A 15,840-nucleotide genomic window follows, 5' to 3' on the forward strand; every position below is an offset into this window, starting at 1 on the left:
TTGTAAATTGACGAACGGCATCGGATCGGGAGCCAGCCATGGACATGCAAAAGCGGATCGAGCGCGCCCTTGAAACCGCGATCAAGCACGCCACGGCGGGCAACCAGCCGCCGAAGATCGCAAAGGCCCTGCGTTATGCGGTGTTTCCCGGCGGAGCACGGGTGCGCCCGCGCCTGTGCCTTGCCGTTGCGATGGCGTGCGGTGACGACCATCCCGAGGCGTCCGACGCCGCTGCCGTGGCGATTGAACTGCTGCATTGCGCCTCGCTCGTCCATGACGACATGCCCTGTTTCGACAATGCCGATATCCGCCGCGGCAAGCCCGCCGTCCACTCTGCCTTTTCGGAGCCGCTGGCGCTTCTGGCGGGCGATGCGCTGATCATCTCCGCCTTTGAAACCATCGCCCGGCAATGCGTCGGCACCCCCCACCTGATCGCACCGCTCACCGGAACCGTCGCCAAGGCGGTCGGCATGCCGCACGGGCTGGTCGCCGGCCAGGCATGGGAGAGCGAGGACGAGATCCCGCTGGTCGAATATCACCGCGCCAAGACCGCCTCGCTGTTCACCGGCGCGACGATGGCCGGCGCGATTGCCGCCGGCGCCGACCCGCAGACCTGGCGCGCAATGGGCGACGCGCTCGGCGCGGCCTATCAGGTGGCTGACGATCTGCGCGATTTCGCCGCCAATGAAGCCGAGATCGGCAAGCCTTGCGGGCAGGACGACGCCAACGGCCGGCCCAATGCGGTTGCCGCCGGTGGCCTCGACGCCACGATCGCAAGGCTGCATGACCTGGTCGGCCGGACCGTCGCCGCCGTACCCGACTGCCCCGGCGCACCGATGCTGCGCGACCTGATCGCCGGCGAAGCCAAGCGGCTGATGCCCGAGAGCCTTGCGAGCCGCGCCGCCTGACGGCCATGGCCGACGCTGCGCATGCCCCGCCGGAGCCAGCCATGAGCCGCAAGGCAACCCCTTCGCGCGCATCGCTGTCCGACCGCATTCGCACTTGGCGAAACCGGATGATCGCCGATCCGGCATTCCGCCGCCGCGCCCGCAACTGGCCGATCCTCCGGCGGATCACCAACAAGCGTGCCAATGAGCTGTTTGCCCTCACTGCCGGATTCGTCAATTCTCAAGTGCTGCTGGCCTGTGTCGAACTGGACCTGTTCGCGGCGCTCGAAGACGATCCAAAAGACACTGCCGCCCTTGCTCGCCATGTGCGTTTGCCGGGCGATGCCGCCGATCGGTTGCTGCGCGCCGCCGAAGGGATCGGCCTCGTCGCCCGCACGAGCGACGGGCGCTGGACGCTCGACGATCATGGCGCCGTTCTCACGCAAAGCCCCGGCATCACCGCGATGATCCGGCACCATGGTGCCGTCTATCGCGACCTCGCCGATCCGGTCGCGCTGCTGCGTGATCCTCCGGCCGAAACCGAAACGTCCCGCTTCTGGTCCTATGTCGGCGGCACGGTCGGCGCCGAAGACGGCGCGGCCTATTCCGAACTGATGCGCATCAGCCAGGACATGGTGATCGAGGAAGTGCTCGATGCCTATCCGATGGACCGGCATCGGCACCTTCTCGATGTCGGCGGTGGCAGCGGCGCCTTCGTCACGGCCGCCGGCAACCGCTGGCCCAGCCTGGAGCTATCGCTGTTCGATCTGCCCGCCGTTGCCGAAACCGCCCGCCAGCGATTGGCCAATGGGCCGCTCTCCGGGCGGCTGACCGTCCATGGCGGATCGTTTTTCGACGACGCGCTGCCGCGCGACGCGGACTGCTATGCGCTGATCCGCGTCCTCTACGACCATGACGATGCCGCTGCTTTGCGCATCCTGTCAGCCATTCACGAGGCGATGGAAGACGGCGACACGCTGATCATCGGCGAGCCGATGGCCGGCGACGCGCCCGGTGCGCGGCAGGTCGCCGCCTATTTCACCTTCTATCTGATGGCCATGCGCTCGGGCCGCTGCCGTGCGCCCGACGACATCTTCGCCCTGCTTCAGGCTGCTGGTTTCCGGCACATGCGACAACGCCGAACCCGAATGCCAGTGGTCGCCGGCCTTGTGTCCGCACGCAAATAGGGGTCGTGGTCGAAAATGTGTAAAAATTAGTTGACACATTTGGATGTAATTCTAGGATGACGCTTGGAGGCAGAGTCTGAACCTCTCATCGAGGACAGGCCCGTAAGCGATGAACACACACGCGATCGTTCTGGAAAAGCCCGAGACCATCGCCCTGCGCGATGTGGGCCTGACCGCGCCGCAGCCCGGCGACGCCGTCGTCGATGTGTTGTGGAGCGGCATCTCGACCGGCACCGAGAAGATGCTCTGGGACGGCACGATGCCCACTTTCCCGGGCATGGGATACCCGCTGGTTCCCGGCTACGAAGGCGTCGGCCGCGTGCGCGAGGTGACGGACGGGTGCGGCCTCTCAGAGGGACAATTGGTCTTCGTGCCCGGTGCGCGCTGCTATGAGGATGTCCGGCCATTGTTCGGCGCCAGCGCCGCGCGAGTCGTCGTCGGCGGCAAGAAGGTCTACCCGGTCAGCGAAACGCTCGGCCGCGACGCCGTGCTTCTGGCCCTTGCGGCCACCGCCCATCATGCTCTGACGCTGCCCGGTGTCGCCCTGCCCGGCCTCATAATCGGCCATGGCGTGGTCGGCCGGCTGCTCGCCCGGATCGCCATGGCGCTGGGCGCCGATGCGCCCACGGTCTGGGAGATCAATCCAGCGCGCCGCGATGGCGCGACCGGTTATGCCGTCACCAATGGCGATGACGACGACCGCCGCGATTACGCAACGATCATCGATGCCAGCGGCGATCCGGCGATCATCGACCGGTGCGTCCCGCGCCTTGCCCGCGGCGGGCAGATCGTCCTTGCCGGCTTTTACGGCACGCCGCTGAGCTTCACGTTCCCGCCCGCCTTCATGCGCGAGGCCTCGATCCGCATCGCGGCCGAGTTCCAGCCCGGCGATGTCAATGCCGTGCTCGATCTCGTCACGGCCGGAAAGCTCGACCTTTCGGGCCTGATTTCCAATCAAGCGTCCGCCAGAGACGCCAACGCGGCCTACCGGACGGCCTTCAACGATCCGGCCTGCACGAAAATGGTTCTGACCTGGGAGAAAGACGCATGACCGACTCCATGAGCCGGCCCGGCGCCGACATGTACGACAAGCTGCGCGACGAAGCCGCGCAAGAGCCCGATCCGGTCCCGACCGGTGAGGTGAAGAAGCAAACGCAGATCATCGCGATCTACGGCAAGGGCGGCATCGGCAAGTCCTTCACGCTTGCGAACCTTTCCTACATGCTCGCCCAGACCGGCAAGAAGGTGCTGCTGATCGGCTGCGATCCGAAGTCGGACACCACCTCGCTCCTGTTCGGCGGCAAGGCCTGCCCGACCATCATCGAAACCTCGTCCAAGAAGAAGGAAGCGGGCGAGGAAGTCGCCATCGGCGATGTCTGCTTCAAGCGCGACGGCGTCTTCGCCATGGAGCTGGGCGGTCCCGAAGTGGGGCGCGGCTGCGGCGGGCGCGGCATCATTCACGGTTTCGAGACGCTCGAGAAGCTCGGCTTCCACGACTGGGATTTCGACTATGTCCTGCTCGATTTCCTGGGCGACGTGGTCTGCGGCGGCTTCGGCCTGCCCATAGCACGGGACATGTGCCAGAAGGTCGTCGTCGTCGGCTCCAACGACCTGCAATCGCTCTACGTTGCCAACAATGTCTGCTCGGCGGTCGAGTATTTCCGCAAGCTGGGCGGCAATGTCGGCGTCGCCGGCATGGTCGTCAACAAGGATGACGGCACGGGCGAAGCGGCCGCTTTTGCCGAGGCCGTCGGCATCCCGGTGCTCGCCGCGATCCCGCAGAATGAGGACATCCGCCGCAAGAGCGCCAACTACCAGATCATCGGCTATCCCGAAGGCCAGTGGGGCGACTTGTTCGGCGTACTGGCCGACAACCTCTGCGAAGCGCCGCCGCACCAGCCCGCGCCTCTGACCCAGGACGGGTTGCTGGCCCTGTTCGACACCGAGGAAACCGGCGCGGATTTCGTCCTGACCCCCGCGACGATCGACGACATGTGCGCTGCCGGCAAGATCGACAAGCCGTCGCTCGAAGTCGTCTACGACGAGGTCTGAGATGGCGACGACGACGCTCATACGCGATCCGCACATCCCCAAGGACGCCGAGCCTGCGCCCGACAGGGATGCGGAACTGGCGCGTCAGGCCGCCGCGCAATCGGCGATCGACGGTGCCGGCTGCCATGCCGGCCCCGAGCAGATGAAGGCGGCCGCAAAGGCCGCCGGCAATGCCGGACTGATGGATGGCTTCGAGCGCGATTATCCCAAGGGCCCGCACGAGCAGCCGCAATCGATGTGCCCGGCCTTCGGCAGCTTGCGCGTCGGCCTGAGAATGCGCCGCGTCGGCACGATCCTTTCGGGCTCGGCCTGCTGCGTTTACGGGCTGACCTTCACCAGCCACTTTTACGGCGCGCGCCGCTCGGTCGGCTATGTGCCCTTCAATTCCGAAACGCTCGTCACCGGCAAGCTCTACGAAGACATTCGCGATGCCGTCCACGAGATGGCCAAGCCCGAAGACTATGACGCGATCGTCGTCACCAACCTCTGCGTGCCGACCGCATCGGGCATCCCGCTGCAGGCGTTGCCCAAGCAGATCGATGGCGTGCGCATTGTCGGCATCGACGTGCCCGGCTTCGGCGTGCCGACCCATGCCGAGGCCAAGGACGTTCTCTCCGGCGCGATGCTGAAATATGCCCGCACCGAGGCTGCCGCCGGCCCGGTTCTGGCGCCGCGCGAGGGCATCGAGGAACGCCCGACCGTCACGCTCGTCGGCGAGATGTTCCCCGCCGATCCGGTGGTGATCGGCCAGATGCTGGAGCCGATGGGCCTGGCATGCGGTCCGGTCGTTCCGGTGCGTGAATGGCGCGAACTGTATGCGGCGCTCGACTGCGCCGTCGTCGCCGGCATCCATCCCTTCTACACAGCGAGCTTCCGCGAGTTCACCGCCGCCGGCCGGCCCATCGTCGGTTCCGCCCCGGTGGGCGCCGAGGGCGTCGATTCCTGGCTCCAGGCCATCGGCGACAAGGCCAATGTCGCCAAGGCGAAGATCGACGCGGCGCGCAACGCCTTCGTGAACGCCACCCGCGGCGCCTTGGCCGCAAACCCCATCGAGGGCCGGATCACCCTGTCGGGCTATGAGGGGTCGGAACTGCTCGTCGGTCGGCTTCTGGTCGAAGCGGGCGCGGACCTGCGCTATGTCGGCACCGCCTGCCCGAAAACGCCTTGGTCCAAAGACGATGCCGAATGGCTCGCCGCCAAGGGTGTCGAGGTCAATTTCCGCGCTTCGCTCGAACAGGACATCGCCGCATTCGAGGAATTCAAGCCCGATCTGGCCATTGGCACGACACCCGTCGTCCAGCATGCCAAACAGGCCTCGACGCCGGCTCTCTACTTCACCAACCTGATCTCGGCGCGGCCGCTGATGGGCCCGGCCGGTGCCGGCTCGATCGCCACCGTGATCAACGCCGCAATCGCCAACAAGGCGCGTTTCGACGCGATGACCGCGTTCTTCGAGGGCGTCGGCACCGGCGACACGGCCGGCGTCTGGGAAGACACGCCGCAAATCAACACCGCATTCCGCAAGAAATATGCGGCCCGCACGAAGATCGCAAAGAACGCCGTCGATTCCGGCGAGGCGGTGGGCACATGAAGATGGTCAAGACATCGCTCCCAACCTCCTCCTTGAGGGGACATCGGCGAGTGGCGCGCGAAGCGCGACAGAGCCGGGTGGGGGTGAAAGTCACCGATACCGCCCAATTGTTACCCCCACCCGATCAGCTTCGCTTCGGGGCAAGCCCGAAGGTTGCTTCTCGTGCCTCCCCTCAAGGGGGAGGCAGTCCCGTCATCACGGGAGCCGCGCCATGACCCTGATCATCGATCATGACCGCGCCGGCGGCTATTGGGGTTCGGTCTACGCCTTCACCGCCATCAAGGGCCTGCAGGTGATCATCGACGGTCCCGTCGGCTGCGAGAACCTGCCGGTCACATCGGTCTTGCACTACACCGACGCCCTGCCCCCGCACGAATTGCCGATCGTCGTCACCGGCCTTGCCGAAGAGGAACTGGGCCAGACGGGCACCGAACAGTCCATGAAGAACGCCCGCGCCGTGCTCGATCCCGACCTTCCGGCGGTCGTCGTCACCGGCTCGATAGCCGAAATGATCGGCGGCGGCGTGACGCCCGAGGGCACCAACATCCAGCGCTTTTTGCCGCGCACGATCGACGAGGACCAGTGGCAGTCCGCCGACCGCGCGATCAAGTGGCTGTGGACGGAGTTTGGCCCCAAGAAGGGCAAGGTGCGCCCACCGAAGGACGTCAAGGAAGGCGAAAAGCCCAAAGTCAACATCATCGGGCCGATCTACGGGACGTTCAACATGCCGTCCGATCTGGCCGAGATCCGGCGATTGATCGAGGGCATTGGCGCCGAGGTCAACATGGCCTTCCCGCTTGGTTCGCACCTTGCCGATGTGCCCAGGCTCGCCAACGCGCACGCCAATGTGTGCCTTTATCGCGAGTTCGGCCGCGGCCTGTGCGAGGCGCTCGACCGGCCCTATCTGCAGGCGCCGATCGGCATCCATTCGACCACGGCTTTCCTGCGCACGCTCGGCGAGATGCTGGGCCTCGATCCCGAACCGTTCATCGAGCGCGAAAAGCACACGACGCTGAAACCGATGTGGGATCTGTGGCGCTCGGTGACGCAGGATTTCTTCGCCACCGCCTCCTTCGCCATCGTCGCCAGCGAAACCTATGAGCGCGGCGTCCGCAATTTCCTCGCCGACGAGATGGGCCTGCCCTGCACCTTCTCCTATCCGCGGCGCGCCGGAATCAAGCCCGACAATGAGGCGATCCGGCAGGCGATCAAGGACACGCCGCCGCTGATCCTGTTCGGCTCCTACAATGAGCGCATGTATCTGGCCGAAACCGGCGGCAAGGCGATCTACATTCCGCTGTCGTTTCCCGGCGCCATCATCCGCCGCCACACCGGCACCCCTGTGATGGGCTATTCGGGCGCCTCCTGGATGATCCAGGAAGTCTGCAACGGCCTGTTCGACGCGCTGTTCAACATCATCCCGCTCGCCACCGATCTCGACTCGGTCGAGGCGACACCGGCCCGCGTCAACCGCTCCATGCCATGGAGCGTTGAAGCCCAATCCGACCTCGACCGGATCGTCGAGGCGCAACCTGTCCTGGTGCGCATCTCCGCAGCCAAGAACCTGCGCGATGCCGCCGAAACCATTGCCCAGAACGAGAATGCCGAGCGTGTCGACCGATCCCATGTCGAACGCGCGCGGCTTCAGGCCGTGACGGGCAAGGCCGCATGACCGGCCACCAGCAAGTCCGCGCCGGGCGCGGGCGAAAGGAGTGACGCGATGACGACACCGATGCCATCGATCAAGGCCGCCCGCCATCACCGCAGCGTGCGGCGGCGGGACCGGCTCGAATACCGGGCGCTCGTGGCCGTTTCGTTCCTGCCATGCCTCGCCGCGGCCGCGCTCAAGCGCACCGGCGCGCAGGCACCGGTCGGCGAGACCGTTTTTTCGGAGGCGCTGTCTTCGGCCCGCGCCGCCGCCGGTTACGCCCTTTTGGTGTGACCGATGTCGAATTCACCGGGGTCAAATCCGGTGAACGCGGACGGAACGGTGCCAGCACCGGTCCCGAAGCACCCCGCCGCGGGGGCACCGCGGCAACCGTGACTAGGAGGTCTATATATGTCTAGTCCACAAAGCGTTTCGCTGTCCGGCATGACGGAAAGCGAAGCCCAGGAGTTCCACGGCTTCTACATGCAAGGTTTTGCGATCTTCACCGCAATCGCGGTGGTGGCGCATCTTCTTGTCTGGTTCTGGCGGCCTTGGATTCCGGGACCGGAAGGTTACGCATCTCTCGAGAGCGTCAACCAGACGGTGTCGGCCCTCCTGCCCATGCTTTCGTAAAGGAGTAGCAACATGTGGAGAATCTGGATGGTCTTCGACCCGCGCAAAACGCTGGTCGTACAGGGCGTCTTCCTGTTCTCGCTGGCAGTTCTGATTCATTTCGTTCTGCTCAGCACGGACCGCTACAACTGGCTCGAAGGCAACCCCGTCGGGGGTGCAGCTATGGAAACGAGCGAGTTGCCGGCGGCCACGCCGCGCATGCTCGGCTGACGCTGCGACACAAAAGGTGGCGGGCATCGCCGAAGGGCACGCGTTGCCCGCAGGTCTGCCCGCCGCCGATCAACCGTTATTGGGCGGAACCGGCTCTCTGCCGGCATCCGCTTTTGGAGGCTAACCATGGCAATGCTCAGTTTTGAGCGGAAATATCGCGTTCGCGGCGGGACGCTGATTGGCGGGGACCTGTTCGACTTCTGGGTCGGTCCCTTCTTCGTCGGCTTCTTCGGCGTCACGACCGTGTTTTTTGCCGCTCTGGGCACGGCGCTCATCATTTATGGTGCATCGCTGGGCCCCACCTGGAACATCTGGCTGATTTCGATCAACCCCCCGCCCATCGAGTACGGGCTCGGGCTCGCACCGCTGTCAGAAGGCGGCCTGTGGCAGATCATCACGATCTGCGCGGTCGGCGCCTTCGTCTCGTGGGCGCTGCGCGAGGTGGAAATCTGTCGCAAGCTCGGCATCGGCTATCATGTGCCGTTCGCGTTCGGCGTGGCGATCTTCGCCTATGTGACGCTGGTCGTCTTCCGGCCGCTCCTGCTCGGCGCCTGGGGGCACGGCTTCCCCTATGGCATCATGAGCCACCTGCAATGGGTGTGGGACACCGGCTATCAGTACGGCAATTTCCACTACAACCCCGCGCACATGATCGCGATCACATTCTTCTTCACGACCTGTTTCGCGCTGGCGCTGCATGGCGGCCTGATCCTTTCAGCCGCCAACCCGTCCAACCACAATTCGCTGAAGAAGGAGCCCGCCGAGGTCAAGACGCCCGAGCACGAAGACACCTATTTCCGCGACACGATCGGCTATTCGATCGGTACGTTGGGCATCCACCGGCTGGGCCTCATACTGGCGCTCAATGCCGGGTTCTGGAGCGCGGTCTGCATCTTCATTTCCGCCGGGCCGATCTATGGCGGCTCGTGGATCGAATGGTGGGAGCCGCTGCGCAATCTCTCGCTGAGATGGGCGGAAGGATGAAACGATGAGCCTGCTACCCGAATATCAGAACATCTTCACCACCGTTCAGGTGCGCACGCAGCCTGAAATGGGCATTCCGATCGAAAGCGGGATGGACCGGACCAAGTCGGCCACCTTCTCCTGGTGGATCGGCAAGATCGGCAACGCCCAGCTCGGGCCCATCTATCTGGGCTTTCTGGGCGTCGCCTCGCTGGTCACCTTCACGATCGGCTTCGTCATCATCGGCCTGAACTACTGGGTCCAGGTCGACTGGAACCCGGTGCGTTTCGTCCTCGAAATGCCTTGGCTTACGCTCGACCCGCCGCCGCCCGAATACGGGCTGAAGGTCATGCCGCCGCTCAACGAGGGCGGCTGGTGGCTGATCGCCGGCTTCTTCATCACCACATCGATCCTGTTGTGGTGGGCCCGGATGTATCGGCGTGCGGTGGAACTCGGCATGGGGCTTCACGTGCCGGCGGCCTTTGCCGCCGCGATCTGGCTTTATCTGGTGCTCGGCTTCATCCGCCCGATCGCCATGGGCTCGTGGAGCGAGGCCGTGCCGTTCGGCATTCTGAGCCATTTGGACTGGACCAACAACTTCTCGCTGATCTGGGGCGGCAGCCTGTTCTGGAACCCGTTCCACATGCTGTCGATCGTGTTCCTGTACGGATCGGCCCTGTTGTTCGCCATGCATGGCGCGACCATTCTGGCGACCAGCCGTTACGGCGCCGAGCGCGAACTGGAACAGATCACCGACCGGGGCACGGCCGCCGAGCGCGGCGCGCTGTTCTGGCGCTGGACGATGGGCTTCAATGCGACGATGGAGTCCATCCACCGCTGGGCCTGGTGGTTCGCCATGCTGTGTGTGTTGACCGGCGGCATCGGCATCCTGCTCACCGGCACGGTGGTCGACGACTGGACGGCCTGGGGCATCAAGCACGGCATCGTGCCGGAGGATGCCAGCTGGTGGCCGATCACGCCGGATTCGACCCGGTCGTCCTGGGGAGACGGCAACTAAAATCAGGGTAACTGCCGGGCGGGCGCACCCCGCCTGCCCGGCATGCCGCACGGCCGGCGGCGCGCCATGGCGCCGGCTTTGCGGCGGCACCGGACGGCCGGTCACTGTCCTCCAAACATCGGGCCGGTCTGCAACCTCCGCTTCGGACGCGAAGCGGAGGTTTTTTCGTGTCGGCAACCTGGGGGGTTCGGCAGCGCTCTGGCGCTCAGATCTTCAGGTCCGGAAACCGGTCGCAATAGATGCGGAACCAGGGCGTATAGGCTTCAGGATCGCGGGCCATGTCGGCGCGCAGTTCGTCCGCCGTCACCCAGCGCACCGCCGCCACCTCATCCGGGTTGGGCCGGATCACGAGAGTGTCGCGATCCGCATGGCCGATGAACATCGTCACCCGCTCGTGCTCGTGCAGCCCGTTGCTGACATCGGCCGAATACTCCACCTCGTGTCGCTCGGTGAGCGGAACGCCGAAGCCGAGCTCCTCGCGCAGACGCCGCGCCGCGCTGGTGGCGACCGGTTCGTCCCAGTGAGGGTGCGTGCAGCAGGTGTTCGCCCACTGGCCGCCGCAATGATATTTGTGCTTCGCTCGCTGCTGGATCAGCAGATGCTCGCCCGAAAAGACGAACACTGAGACGGCCAGGTGAAACACCGCTTCGCGATGCGCCTGCATCTTGCCGATCGGATAGAAAGAGCCGTCCTCGGCGATGGCCGGTATGATCGGGTCGGTGTCGCGTATCGTGTCCATCGTCTCAGGCCGCCTGCCGCGATCGCATGTCGTCCGTCACCGGCTCGGCGCCCGAGGCGAACCGCTCGAGACCCGGCCATGCGCCTTCGACGCCCAGAAGGTTGAACCGCGCAAAGAGGGATTCGGCGAACCAGCCCTCCTCCCACGCACGCCGGACGGCGGTGCCATGGGTCGGACTGTTGAGCGAAAAGTCACGCATCGCCGCCTCGTCGTCCCAGATCGAAAAGGTCATCTGGTGCTTGTAGGGCACCTCGCCCATGCCCATCATGAAATGCTGGTGCGCGTCGGCCTCGGCCATATCGGAGATCGCAGGCACCAGCGACCAGAAAGCCGCCAGCTTCGACCAGCGCAGCGTCGCGCGGGTCAGTGCCACGATCGGCCCCTGCGGCCGCGTTCCCGCATCGACGGCAAACGGTTCGGCACCGCTCCACTGCCCTCTTGTCTGCGTCGCGGCCATGAGAAGCGTTGCGGAACGGTCGGCGCGTGCCCGGTAGCGGGCAAAAGGCTCGGCGGTATCAAGCGCCTTGCGCGCCGCGGCCATATCGTCCCAGACGCACAGAAGCGTGTAGGTGGAAAGATCAGGCGTCGTTGAAAAGCCGGCACCGGCCCCGGTGCCCATCATCTTGTAAAATCGCAGACCCTCCATGCGGGCGACCGCCGGGCGCATCAGCCCCATCTGCGAAAACGCCCACAGCTTCGCCGGCGGGCCGGCAAAGTGATAGAGCGAGAGTGTCACGATCTGCATTGTCGGTTGCGGACCTTTCCGCCGCCTGAGCGTCGCGCTCACAGTCTAACGTAACCCTGCCCTTACGCAATCCAACCTATACCTTCGCATCAAGCCCGGCTTTGCCGGGCTCCCCTCACCCCTCTTGCGGGCAGAGGGCGAAAGTGACGGGCAATCGCCGAAATGACGCCTTGCGCCCCTACGCCACCGCGCGTGCCAGCGCGCACTGGCTCCACAGGTCGCACAGGGCGCTCGACAGGTGCGCGATGTCGGCGTCGGTGTGGAACGGCGTCGGCGTGATCCGCAGCCGCTCGGTGCCCACCGGCACCGTCGGATAGTTGATCGGCTGCACATAGATGCCGTAATCGTCCAGAAGGATGTCCGAGATCCATTTGCACTTGGCCGCATCGCCCACCATCACCGGCACGATGTGGCTCGGATTGGCCATGTGCGGAATGCCCTGACGGTCGAGCGCGGCGCGCACCTTCCTCACAGCCTCCTGATGCGCAAGGCGCTTGTCGTCATGGGCCTTCAGATGCCGGATCGAGGCGACCGCGCCCGCCGCCAGCGCCGGCGGCAAGGCCGTCGTGAAGATGAAGCCCGAGGCAAAACTGCGCACGAAATCGACAAGGTTCTTCGAGCCGGTGATGTAGCCGCCCATCACGCCGAACGCCTTGCCCAGCGTCCCCTCGATGACGTCGATCCGGTCCATCAGCCCTTCGCGTTCGGCAACGCCGCCGCCGCGCGGGCCGTACATGCCCACCGCATGCACTTCGTCGATATATTTCAGCGCGCCATGCCTGTCGGCCACATCGCAGATCTTCTCGATCGGCGCGATGTCGCCATCCATCGAATAGACGCTCTCGAAGGCGACCAGCTTGGGCGCGGCCGGATCGTCCTGGGACATCAGACGATCGAGATCCTTCCAGTCATTGTGCCTGAAGATGCGCTTCTCGCAGCGCGAGTGCCGTATCCCCTCGATCATCGAGGCATGGTTGAGCGCGTCGGTGTAGCAGATGATGCCGGGGATCTTCGCCAGAAGCGTGCCGAGCGCGGCCCAGTTGGAGACATAGCCCGAGGTGAAGATCAGCGCGGCCTGTTTGCCGTGCAGGTCCGCCAGTTCCTCTTCGAGCTTCACATGGCCATGATTGGTGCCCGAAATGTTGCGCGTGCCGCCGGCGCCCGTGCCGCACTTGTCGATCGCCTCGTGCATTGCCGCGACCACGTCCGGATGCTGGCCCATGCCCAGATAATCGTTCGAGCACCATACCGTCACATCGTGGGTCGAGCCGTCCCCGCGGTGCCGCGTCGCACGCGGAAAACACCCGCGCTGGCGCTCAAGCTCGGCAAACACACGGTAGTTGCCTCCATCGTGCAAACCGGAGAGCGCCCTTTCAAAATGCTGCTCGAAATTGTCCATGACGGTTCCCCTTTCAACCCGTGGCCGGCGCTGCGCTTTTGGCAACGCGGCCGTCTTCTTGTGATGATTGCAATTGCTTGGCGGCGCCCTGGCCGCGGCGGATGAAGCCCGATCCGGTGCGCCCCGTCGCCCAGCTCCAGAGCGCGGCGTCGCGCACCGGAAGGACCAGGAACAGATGTTCGACCAGACCCAGAAACGCGAACGCCGCCATCAGCGACCATCCTGTGATCGCCGCCGGATCGGCGGAAGTGGCGGCCATATAGACGCTCGCCGTCAGCAGCCCCGTGACGATGACGACCGATACGATGAAGAATGCGTGCACCCGGTCGGTGCGGAAATAGCTGGTCAGATAGGCCATGCGCGCCGGCAGGATCTCGCTGACCGCGTTCGGCGCGCCCAGAAAGACGTTCAGCTTGGTCAGAAGACGCATGACCCACATCAGCGCGAAGACCATCCAGCAAAACGGATTGGCAGCGCCCCACAGCACCGCCAAGAGCACCGCGCCGGTGGCGAACAGCGCCAGTTCGTGATCGCGCACCGCCGCCCAGGCCAGGCGGAAGCGATGTCGGCCACGCGTTCCGACGGGCAATCGCGTCTTGCGTGGCCCCGTCACATGGCCCGTCAGGAAACTGATTTCGTGAAACGCCCAGATCAACAGCGCGGCGAAAAAGGCGCCATAGACCGCCGCGACCGAAAGGCTGGATGCGGTCGCAAGCGCAATCGCGATCCCGGCAACGCCAAGCGCCGACGCCGGGATCAGCATGTAGAGCGGGTCGGGCACCGGCCGGCGCGCCGCCACGATGACCGCGCCGGTGGCGAGCCACCAGGCGGTCACGGCAACGGCGAATGCGGCAAGTGCCAGACCCATCGTCGCCCCCTACCAGACCGGCTGCAGCCGGCTGGTTGCCGGGATCTCGTTGGACAGCGTCGGGATCATGTAGAGCCGGGCGAAATTGACCCCGGCGCGCAGCCCGTGCCAGCCCTTCTTGATCCGGCCGGCCACCCCGCCCTGCGCATGCGCCCTTGCCATCGCATCGTTGATGGCAACCATGCGCTTGAAGCCGGCGACCAGAGCGGGATTGTCCAGATCGAGCATGACCGGGAAGACCTGCTTTGAAATCTCCGTCGTCAGGCGGAAGACCTTCCAGTCGTAATCGTCGATATCGACACCGAGCGCCTCGTGGAACGCCGGGCGCTGATAGTCGCGCACATGCATGGTCACGAAGACCGCCAGCAGGAAGAACTTGATCCACAGCTTGTTGCGGCCTTCCAGCAGCTTCGGATCGGCCCGCATCAGAAGCGAGAACGCCTCGCCATGGCGGAACTCGTCGTTGCACCATTCCTCGAACCATTTGAAGATCGGATGGAAGCGCTTGTCGGGGTGCTTTTCCAGATGCCGGAAGATGGTGATGTAACGCGCATAGCCGATCTTCTCGGACAGGTATGTCGCGTAATAGATGAACTTCGGCCGGAAATAGGTGTACTTCTTGGCCTTGGCCAGAAAGCCCATATTGACCCCGATATTGAACTCCTTGAGCGCGTCGTTGATGAAGCCGGCATGGCGGCTTTCGTCACGGCTCATATGGCCGAACAACTCGCAGATTTCCTTGTTCGTGCCGCGCCGCTTCATCTCCTTGTAGAGCACGCAGCCGGAAAACTCGGCGGTCAGCGAGGAGACGAGGAAGTCGATGAACTCCTTGCGCAGTTCATCGGGCAGCGCATCGATGTCGATGTCGTCCCAGTCCTCATTGCGCTTGAAATGGCCCTTGTTGGGGTCCGAGCGCAACTCGTCCATCAGCGCGTCCCATTCGGCGCGCACCGGCGTGACGTCGATCCTGTCCATCTCGTCGAAATCGGTGGTGTAGAAGCGCGGATTGAGCATGGTCGTCTCGTGCGCCATGCGGGTGGTCTCGTTCTGCGCCTCGAGCGGCGCGGCGGCCTTCTTGCCGGCGATCGGCGTATCGACATGGGTGTTCATAGCGCAGCCTCCTCGGAGAAGCTGAACTCGCACAGCTCCATGAATTCGAAATCGCCCGTCGCGCGGGTCCATGCCCGTTCAAGGGCGCTGGCGCGGGTAATGGTGGCGGTGCGTTCGAACGTGGCGGTCTCGCCATAGGGCACCGAGACCGGCGCGCCATGCACGAGCACCTCGTCGCCGGGTTCGACGCCCACGCCATTGTCGAAACGCAGATGCGCGCCCAACTGCTCGAACGTGTTGTTGATTTCGACCGTACACGGCACATCTTCCCGCGTCCGTGCGATCAGACCGATCAAACTCATTTCTGTCCTCCATTGTGCGCGGCGACACGCTCGGCCAAGGCCAGCGATTCCGCGCGGTTGAACGCATTCAGGCTGATGCGGTCGCCGGTCTTTGTGTCCTCCAGGAAGACCGAGCCGCTGCCGATGCGCAGCACCGCAAAGGTGCGGGTGCTTTCTTCACTCGCCGGGCCGCGCATCCGCTGAAGGGAGCGCAGCGCGCCGGCAAGAAACTGGTCGCGTGCCTTCGGGTAGGACGCGATGGTCGTGTCCGTCGCCGGGTCGACGACATGGATGGTGCCGGACACATCGCGCCGGACCATGACATGGCCCGTGTCGACGATCGCATTGGCGCCCGTGTGAACGACGCCATGCCCGGTCAGATTGGCGAAGGTGACCGAGATGAGCGTGAACGCAACCAGACCGGCACCCATCAACAGGGGAACCCACTTGACTGCCGTTCCGTGCTGGTGCCGATGGTCGCTGGCCGGGATACCGCTCATCTCAGTCTC

At 64.9% G+C, this 15,840-nt stretch carries 18 protein-coding genes; 11 read left to right on the plus strand and 7 right to left on the minus strand.

Going from position 1 to position 15,840, the window contains the following annotated elements:
• Window positions 1–38: 38 nt before the first annotated feature.
• From ACOQOU_RS03295 to pufM, 11 genes are all read left to right on the plus strand, one after another.
• A complete protein-coding gene (locus ACOQOU_RS03295; protein ID WP_306026611.1) occupies window positions 39–908 on the plus strand; it encodes a polyprenyl synthetase family protein in 870 nt (289 codons plus the stop codon).
• A gap of 41 nt (window positions 909–949) precedes the next feature.
• The gene (locus ACOQOU_RS03300) at window positions 950–2,074 is read left to right on the plus strand and encodes a methyltransferase (protein ID WP_306026610.1); all 1,125 of its coding nucleotides are present in this window, start codon (window positions 950–952) and stop codon (window positions 2,072–2,074) included.
• 109 nt (window positions 2,075–2,183) lie between these two features.
• Window positions 2,184–3,125, plus strand: a complete 942-nt coding sequence (bchC, locus tag ACOQOU_RS03305; protein ID WP_306026609.1) for a chlorophyll synthesis pathway protein BchC — start codon at window positions 2,184–2,186, stop codon at window positions 3,123–3,125.
• Complete coding sequence (locus ACOQOU_RS03310) at window positions 3,122–4,126, plus strand: chlorophyllide a reductase iron protein subunit X (RefSeq protein WP_109768454.1); 1,005 nt, start codon at window positions 3,122–3,124, stop codon at window positions 4,124–4,126. Before bchC ends, ACOQOU_RS03310 begins: the two co-directional genes overlap by 4 nt.
• A gap of 1 nt (window position 4,127) precedes the next feature.
• Window positions 4,128–5,717: a chlorophyllide a reductase subunit Y gene (gene bchY / locus ACOQOU_RS03315; protein ID WP_109768455.1), complete on the plus strand. Its 1,590-nt coding sequence runs from the start codon at window positions 4,128–4,130 to the stop codon at window positions 5,715–5,717.
• A 211-nt stretch (window positions 5,718–5,928) separates the two neighbouring features.
• Window positions 5,929–7,389, plus strand: a complete 1,461-nt coding sequence (gene bchZ / locus ACOQOU_RS03320) for a chlorophyllide a reductase subunit Z (protein ID WP_306026608.1) — start codon at window positions 5,929–5,931, stop codon at window positions 7,387–7,389.
• A 48-nt stretch (window positions 7,390–7,437) separates the two neighbouring features.
• Window positions 7,438–7,659 (plus strand): hypothetical protein, encoded by a 222-nt coding sequence (locus ACOQOU_RS03325; RefSeq protein ID WP_109768458.1) that lies wholly within the window; start codon window positions 7,438–7,440, stop codon window positions 7,657–7,659.
• Between the two features lie 117 nt (window positions 7,660–7,776).
• Window positions 7,777–7,998, plus strand: coding sequence for a light-harvesting antenna LH1, beta subunit (gene pufB / locus ACOQOU_RS03330; RefSeq protein WP_109768459.1), 222 nt, complete (start codon window positions 7,777–7,779; stop codon window positions 7,996–7,998).
• 12 nt (window positions 7,999–8,010) lie between these two features.
• Entirely contained in the window at window positions 8,011–8,208 is a 198-nt protein-coding gene (gene pufA / locus ACOQOU_RS03335; protein ID WP_109768460.1) for a light-harvesting antenna LH1, alpha subunit, read from the plus strand.
• A gap of 126 nt (window positions 8,209–8,334) precedes the next feature.
• Window positions 8,335–9,192, plus strand: a complete 858-nt coding sequence (pufL, locus tag ACOQOU_RS03340) for a photosynthetic reaction center subunit L (RefSeq protein ID WP_109768461.1) — start codon at window positions 8,335–8,337, stop codon at window positions 9,190–9,192.
• A 4-nt stretch (window positions 9,193–9,196) separates the two neighbouring features.
• Entirely contained in the window at window positions 9,197–10,189 is a 993-nt protein-coding gene (gene pufM / locus ACOQOU_RS03345; RefSeq protein WP_109768462.1) for a photosynthetic reaction center subunit M, read from the plus strand.
• A 205-nt stretch (window positions 10,190–10,394) separates the two neighbouring features.
• Here pufM and idi read toward each other — a convergent pair whose 3' ends face one another.
• The 7 genes from idi to puhC form a co-directional block, all read right to left on the minus strand.
• Complete coding sequence (idi, locus tag ACOQOU_RS03350; protein WP_109768464.1) at window positions 10,395–10,928, minus strand: isopentenyl-diphosphate delta-isomerase; 534 nt, start codon at window positions 10,926–10,928, stop codon at window positions 10,395–10,397.
• Between the two features lie 4 nt (window positions 10,929–10,932).
• Window positions 10,933–11,673, minus strand: coding sequence for a spheroidene monooxygenase (locus ACOQOU_RS03355; RefSeq protein WP_306026607.1), 741 nt, complete (start codon window positions 11,671–11,673; stop codon window positions 10,933–10,935).
• Window positions 11,674–11,851: 178 nt separating this feature from the next.
• Entirely contained in the window at window positions 11,852–13,072 is a 1,221-nt protein-coding gene (gene hemA, locus ACOQOU_RS03360; RefSeq protein WP_420578835.1) for a 5-aminolevulinate synthase, read from the minus strand.
• A gap of 13 nt (window positions 13,073–13,085) precedes the next feature.
• On the minus strand, window positions 13,086–13,940 hold the full coding sequence (gene puhE / locus ACOQOU_RS03365; protein WP_109766211.1) for a putative photosynthetic complex assembly protein PuhE: 855 nt from the start codon (window positions 13,938–13,940) through the stop codon (window positions 13,086–13,088).
• 9 nt (window positions 13,941–13,949) lie between these two features.
• Window positions 13,950–15,050: a magnesium-protoporphyrin IX monomethyl ester (oxidative) cyclase gene (gene acsF, locus ACOQOU_RS03370; RefSeq protein WP_109766212.1), complete on the minus strand. Its 1,101-nt coding sequence runs from the start codon at window positions 15,048–15,050 to the stop codon at window positions 13,950–13,952.
• The gene (locus ACOQOU_RS03375; protein ID WP_109766213.1) at window positions 15,047–15,352 is read right to left on the minus strand and encodes a hypothetical protein; all 306 of its coding nucleotides are present in this window, start codon (window positions 15,350–15,352) and stop codon (window positions 15,047–15,049) included. Before ACOQOU_RS03375 ends, acsF begins: the two co-directional genes overlap by 4 nt.
• Window positions 15,349–15,831: a photosynthetic complex assembly protein PuhC gene (gene puhC / locus ACOQOU_RS03380; protein ID WP_109766214.1), complete on the minus strand. Its 483-nt coding sequence runs from the start codon at window positions 15,829–15,831 to the stop codon at window positions 15,349–15,351. Before puhC ends, ACOQOU_RS03375 begins: the two co-directional genes overlap by 4 nt.
• Between the last annotated feature and the right edge of the window lie 9 nt (window positions 15,832–15,840).

The sequence above is a fragment of the Oceaniradius stylonematis genome (assembly GCF_965223445.1).
Taxonomy (GTDB): domain Bacteria; phylum Pseudomonadota; class Alphaproteobacteria; order Rhizobiales; family Rhizobiaceae; genus Roseitalea; species Roseitalea stylonematis.

What these genes read in the sequence shown, in the direction of transcription:
- ACOQOU_RS03295 (WP_306026611.1), top strand. Translation starts at nt 39, where the DNA reads ATGGACATGCAAAAGCGGATCGAGCGCGCCCTTGAAACCGCGATCAAG.
- ACOQOU_RS03300 (WP_306026610.1), top strand. Translation starts at nt 950, where the DNA reads ATGAGCCGCAAGGCAACCCCTTCGCGCGCATCGCTGTCCGACCGCATT.
- bchC (WP_306026609.1), top strand. Translation starts at nt 2,184, where the DNA reads ATGAACACACACGCGATCGTTCTGGAAAAGCCCGAGACCATCGCCCTG.
- ACOQOU_RS03310 (WP_109768454.1), top strand. Translation starts at nt 3,122, where the DNA reads ATGACCGACTCCATGAGCCGGCCCGGCGCCGACATGTACGACAAGCTG.
- bchY (WP_109768455.1), top strand. Translation starts at nt 4,128, where the DNA reads ATGGCGACGACGACGCTCATACGCGATCCGCACATCCCCAAGGACGCC.
- bchZ (WP_306026608.1), top strand. Translation starts at nt 5,929, where the DNA reads ATGACCCTGATCATCGATCATGACCGCGCCGGCGGCTATTGGGGTTCG.
- ACOQOU_RS03325 (WP_109768458.1), top strand. Translation starts at nt 7,438, where the DNA reads ATGACGACACCGATGCCATCGATCAAGGCCGCCCGCCATCACCGCAGC.
- pufB (WP_109768459.1), top strand. Translation starts at nt 7,777, where the DNA reads ATGTCTAGTCCACAAAGCGTTTCGCTGTCCGGCATGACGGAAAGCGAA.
- pufA (WP_109768460.1), top strand. Translation starts at nt 8,011, where the DNA reads ATGTGGAGAATCTGGATGGTCTTCGACCCGCGCAAAACGCTGGTCGTA.
- pufL (WP_109768461.1), top strand. Translation starts at nt 8,335, where the DNA reads ATGGCAATGCTCAGTTTTGAGCGGAAATATCGCGTTCGCGGCGGGACG.
- pufM (WP_109768462.1), top strand. Translation starts at nt 9,197, where the DNA reads ATGAGCCTGCTACCCGAATATCAGAACATCTTCACCACCGTTCAGGTG.
- idi (WP_109768464.1), bottom strand. Translation starts at nt 10,928, where the DNA reads ATGGACACGATACGCGACACCGACCCGATCATACCGGCCATCGCCGAG.
- ACOQOU_RS03355 (WP_306026607.1), bottom strand. Translation starts at nt 11,673, where the DNA reads ATGCAGATCGTGACACTCTCGCTCTATCACTTTGCCGGCCCGCCGGCG.
- hemA (WP_420578835.1), bottom strand. Translation starts at nt 13,072, where the DNA reads ATGGACAATTTCGAGCAGCATTTTGAAAGGGCGCTCTCCGGTTTGCAC.
- puhE (WP_109766211.1), bottom strand. Translation starts at nt 13,940, where the DNA reads ATGGGTCTGGCACTTGCCGCATTCGCCGTTGCCGTGACCGCCTGGTGG.
- acsF (WP_109766212.1), bottom strand. Translation starts at nt 15,050, where the DNA reads ATGAACACCCATGTCGATACGCCGATCGCCGGCAAGAAGGCCGCCGCG.
- ACOQOU_RS03375 (WP_109766213.1), bottom strand. Translation starts at nt 15,352, where the DNA reads ATGAGTTTGATCGGTCTGATCGCACGGACGCGGGAAGATGTGCCGTGT.
- puhC (WP_109766214.1), bottom strand. Translation starts at nt 15,831, where the DNA reads ATGAGCGGTATCCCGGCCAGCGACCATCGGCACCAGCACGGAACGGCA.